Origin of the sequence: Parafrankia sp. FMc2, assembly GCF_041008525.1 — a bacterium.
In the GTDB taxonomy this organism is placed as follows: Bacteria; Actinomycetota; Actinomycetes; order Frankiales; family Frankiaceae; genus Parafrankia.
This window is the reverse complement of the sequence record NZ_JBFLUG010000277.1, coordinates 1-4,368: the sequence shown is the minus strand read 5'-3', so window position 1 is coordinate 4,368 and position 4,368 is coordinate 1. Positions and strand designations below refer to the sequence as shown.

The window sequence follows — 4,368 nt, the reverse complement described above, 5'->3', positions numbered from 1 at the left end:
TCGCCGACCCCGACGAGATCATCCATGCCGTCGACCTGGCCACCACCCAGCTCAACACCCACGCCAAGCCCTGGGTCTGGGGACGGCCACCACCACCCACCCGCACACGTCGCCGCCGCTTTGTGTATTACCTTTGAGGAACGTTGCACTAGTGTCTTGTGATTCTGTTTCTCTTACGTAGGCAGGTCGCCAGATAGAATGATCTTGTGGAGTTGGGGGATGCGGAACGGGCGGAACTGTCCGCGCTGATCAACAGCCGGGATGTTCCTGCGAACGTGGGCACACGGGCGCGGATCGTGTTGTGGCACGCGGAGAACACACCGAAGGCGCGGATCGCCCAGCTGGCCGGGGTATCGCGACCGACGGTGGATCTGTGGCTGAGCCGGTACGAGCGGGACGGGGTGGCCGGCCTGGTCGACCGACCGCGAGGAGCACCGCGGGAGCAGGTCCCCGCCGCGGTACGGGCTCGGATCGTGGCGTTGACCCGCACGACACCGCCAGCGGAGACCGGGCTGTCGCACTGGTCGACCCGGGAGATGGCCCGCTACATCGGCCGCACCGGACCGGTGCCGGTGTCCTGGCACTACGTAGCGAAGGTGTGGCGGGAAGAAGGGCTGCGCCCACATCAGTCCGGCACGTTCAAGCTGTCTCGGGATCCGGACTTCGCCATCAAGGTCGCTGACATCGTCGGGCTCTACCTCGACCCACCCGGCGGCGCGGTCGTGCTCTGCGTCGACGAAAAGACGCAGGTCCAAGCCCTGGACCGTACCCAGCCGCTGCTCCCGATCAGTTTCGGACGCACCGAGAAACGCACCCACGACTACGTCCGTCACGGCACCACGAACCTGTTCGCCGCCCTCAACACCGGTACCGGGGAGGTCTTCGCCTCCTGCCATCCCACCCGTAACGGCGCCACGTTCCTCGCCTTCCTGAAGGACGCGGTCGCCCCACACGGCGGCAGGGAGATCCACGTCATCCTGGACAACCTGTCCACCCATACGACTCCCGACGTGAACGCCTGGCTGGACACGAACCCGCACGTCCACTTCCACTTCACCCCGGTCGGTTCGTCCTGGATCAACCAGATCGAGACCTGGTTCGGGATCATCACCCGTCAGGCGATCCGCCGCGGCACCTTCCCCTCGGTCCACGCCCTGACCCGCCAGATCCGCGACTACATCACCCACTGGAACAGCACCGCCCAGCCGTTCACCTGGACCGCCACCGCCGACGAGATCCTCGCCAAGGTCCGCCTCACCCAGACCAGCATCCGCAAACTCGTCGACAACAACCGCAACCGCCATCGGTAAGCAAACAGGGTCACGAGGCACTAGCGCGGCTGTAGGCGCCCCACTCATCTCCTTGAATGCCCTCGTCGGACATCGCTCCCGCCGCGATAGGTTGCCCGGGGTGAACCAGTACACCCCCGGCACGACGGGCACCGGTTTCAGATGCCTTTCCGGTCGCAGTAAATTGCTGCCGCTGGAGATTGGGGTTCAAGCAGTCAAGCCTTCGCCATACCGCGCGGGTCTCCCGGCGCACCGTCCCTGGCATCTGGACCCGGCCACCGGTTTCCTGGCATGCTCTTGTCCCCTTCGCCTTTCGGCTCCAGGTAAGCCATCGGACCCAGCAGACCTCCCTTCGAGTCTGTCCCACCTGCGGTGGGGATACACCGGAGCGCCTCGTGGCGCACTGGTTCGCCTTCACCGTCAGCAGGGGTAGTGCGCCCCGCGGCCGACCAGCCAGCGGGTGGTCTCGGTCTGGGTGTGCAACGCGTCCGCCGTGACGATCACACCGGTGAGGTCGAGGTCGGCGAGCAGGACGGGCAGCGCGGGGATCTCGTTCGTCTTCGCGTCCACCGCGACCTGGCCGAGCACGACACCGGTGTGATGATCGAGGGCTGCGAGCAGATGCCGACCCGGGTTGTCGCTGGTGCGGGAACCGCGCACGGTCTTGCCATCGACCGCGACCCGCCGCCGCGTCCCCGCGGCCGGGCTGGTCACCGCGGTCGCCCACGCTCCCAGCACCGCGTCCAGCGCGTCGGCGTCGAGGGCGGCGAACACCCGGCGGAACGTCGACTCCTCAGGCACCCGGGCGATACCGAGCGGACCGGTGGCCGCCAGACCGGCATCGGCGGCCCACTCACCGATCGCGGTGAACGACCGTGCACCGGCGAGGACCGCGCAGGTCGCCAGAGTCAACACCACGGCCAGGCTGTGCCGCCGGCCTCGGGGTTTCCGCGGGTCCGGGACCCGGCCGAACACGGCCACCAGACCCGACACCGACGACGGCCGGTGATAACCATCGGTAACAGCGGTAGCCAGCTGATCGAGAACAGGGGCAGGCGGTGATACTGGTACGGCGGGCACGGCACCTCGGTTCGATCATGATGACGTAGGAACCTCCATGATCTTCAGGTGTCGTGCCCGTGCCTCTGAGGCCCCCGGCGACGTACCCGCCTCCCGCTACGCAGGCCCACCAGAAACCCCAGGTCTGATCCACCACCTACGCCTCAGCAAACTTGCCGGCGCCCTGGGTGGTCCAGCTCCTCGATCTGCTCGTCACACAGATCGATCCGTTCCAACAGCTGCGCGGCGAGGAACCCGTGGTGACCCGAACGGAACGTCCCCGCCAGGGCCTCCTGAAGCTGAGGGATCTTCCCGCGGAGCCGGCCTCGGGCCAGCTCGGCGAGATACTCCGGGTTCCGCTCCCCGGCGATCATCTTGTCCAGGATCGCCCGGCCGGAGACCCCAGCAGCTGGGACGCGACGCTGGTGAGTTTCACCCCGGCGTCCTGCATCAGCTTCTCCAGCCGCTGGACCTCCTGGGTCTTCTCCTCCACGACTGTGCGCCGTGCCCGGGTGAGGTCGCGCAGGTCCCGGAACGGCTTCGGGGGACGAACGACGGGCGGACCAGGCCATGCGCGACCAGGTCCGCAAGCCACGCGGCGTCCGCCACATCGGTTTTCCGACCTGGAACGTTACGGACATGGGCCGCGTTGAGAAGCCAGCATTCGAACTGGTCTTCCAGCATGTGGAAGTAGGGTCGGACCGCGGCGCGGTACCGGTATCTCTACCGGCCCGTTTCCCCGGCCCGCCCTCCGAACCCGGCGTCCCCGTTAGCCGAGCACCGGGCTCTCCACGAGCCGATATCGATGGCCTGTCCGACCGTTACGCGGCCGTCATCCACGGCGAAGGGATCGTCGTTCCCCTGTAGCGGTATCGGATAATTGTCACCGCCGCCGGGTTGAACAGCGTCACTCCATTCCACGCCGGCCGCTGGTCTGGCTGGTAACGGCGGCGTAGCTCCTTCCAGCTGGTTTTCCGGTGCTTGTGCCGCAGCCAGCACCACACCCGCCGCCAGGTATAGGCGGACAGGTAGGCAAAGGTCTTGGCCGATGCCCCGTGCCGGAAGTAGGTTGTCCATCCCCGCAGCACCTAGTTGAGCCGGTGTAGCAGGATGTCCAGTGACTGGTTCGTTGCTCCTCGGGTCAGCGCCCGTACTTTTCCTTTGACCGCCGCGAAGGCGGCGCGGGTCGGGTACGTGTAGACGTAGCGTTTCGCCGATCCTCGCTGGGTGTGCCGCTGGACGCGGAACCCCAGGAACTCGAGGCCCTTGTCTATGTGGGTGATCCGTGTCTTCGTCGCCGACAGGCACAGGCCCATCGGAGAAAGCACCGCCGCTGCTTCCTCCCGCAGCCTTTCCGCGTCAGCACGGGTTCCAGCGACTATCAGCAGCCAGTCATCCGCGTAGCGGATAAGCCGATAGTTCGCCAGCCCTCGACGGCGCCGTTCGGCCCGCTTATGGGAGTCACCCATCGCGTTCCACGCCCCGGCAAAATGATCATCCAGGACGGACAGTGCGATATTTGCGAGCAGCGGTGACACGATACCGCCCTGTGGACAGCCCGTGACCGTATCCCTTTCCGCCCCGCCCTCGGTGAGGACACCGGCTTTCAGGAACGCCTTCACCAGACCCAGCACACGCTTGTCTCCGACGCGAACCCGCACCCGGTCTAACAGCGCAGAATGCGAAATGTTGTCGAAGCACGCCTCAATATCACCCTCGACGACCCACTCGTAGGAACGAGACGCCAGGAAATGTGTTTCGGCGATCGCGTCATGAGCCCGGCGCTTCGGACGGAAACCGTAGCTGCACGGCTGGAAATCCGCCTCGAAGATCGGCTCTAGGACAGTCAGGAGGGCCGCCTGCACCACCCGGTCCCGCACGGTGGCTATCCCCGGGTGAGTCCCACCGCGTGGTGTAGATCGGGATCGGCTGGTTGATCGTCCGGGGTGGGGGTGTGTCGCTCCGGGACAAAGACGGCCACCGCGTGTAGCTCTGTGTGAACCGACCAAAGTTCCACGGA

General features: G+C 66.3%; 6 protein-coding genes. 1 reads left to right on the top strand and 5 read right to left on the bottom strand.

What is annotated here, in order from left to right; all coding sequences use genetic code 11:
- Positions 1 to 206 precede the first annotated feature (206 nt).
- Entirely contained in the window at positions 207 to 1,310 is a 1,104-nt protein-coding gene (locus AB1460_RS35960; RefSeq protein ID WP_368966934.1) for an IS630 family transposase, read from the top strand.
- Positions 1,311 to 1,709: 399 nt separating this feature from the next.
- On the opposite strand, the gene AB1460_RS35955 is transcribed toward AB1460_RS35960, so the two are convergent.
- The 5 genes from AB1460_RS35955 to AB1460_RS35935 form a co-directional block, all read right to left on the bottom strand.
- Positions 1,710 to 2,207: an ISAs1 family transposase gene (locus tag AB1460_RS35955; protein WP_368966933.1), complete on the bottom strand. Its 498-nt coding sequence runs from the start codon at positions 2,205 to 2,207 to the stop codon at positions 1,710 to 1,712.
- A 305-nt stretch (positions 2,208 to 2,512) separates the two neighbouring features.
- Complete coding sequence (locus tag AB1460_RS35950; protein ID WP_368966931.1) at positions 2,513 to 2,722, bottom strand: hypothetical protein; 210 nt, start codon at positions 2,720 to 2,722, stop codon at positions 2,513 to 2,515.
- Complete coding sequence (locus AB1460_RS35945) at positions 2,719 to 2,841, bottom strand: hypothetical protein (RefSeq protein ID WP_368966930.1); 123 nt, start codon at positions 2,839 to 2,841, stop codon at positions 2,719 to 2,721. Before AB1460_RS35945 ends, AB1460_RS35950 begins: the two co-directional genes overlap by 4 nt.
- A gap of 328 nt (positions 2,842 to 3,169) precedes the next feature.
- Positions 3,170 to 3,436, bottom strand: coding sequence for a group II intron maturase-specific domain-containing protein (locus AB1460_RS35940; RefSeq protein WP_368966928.1), 267 nt, complete (start codon positions 3,434 to 3,436; stop codon positions 3,170 to 3,172).
- Positions 3,437 to 4,357, bottom strand: a complete 921-nt coding sequence (locus tag AB1460_RS35935) for a reverse transcriptase domain-containing protein (protein ID WP_368966936.1) — start codon at positions 4,355 to 4,357, stop codon at positions 3,437 to 3,439.
- Positions 4,358 to 4,368 lie beyond the last annotated feature (11 nt).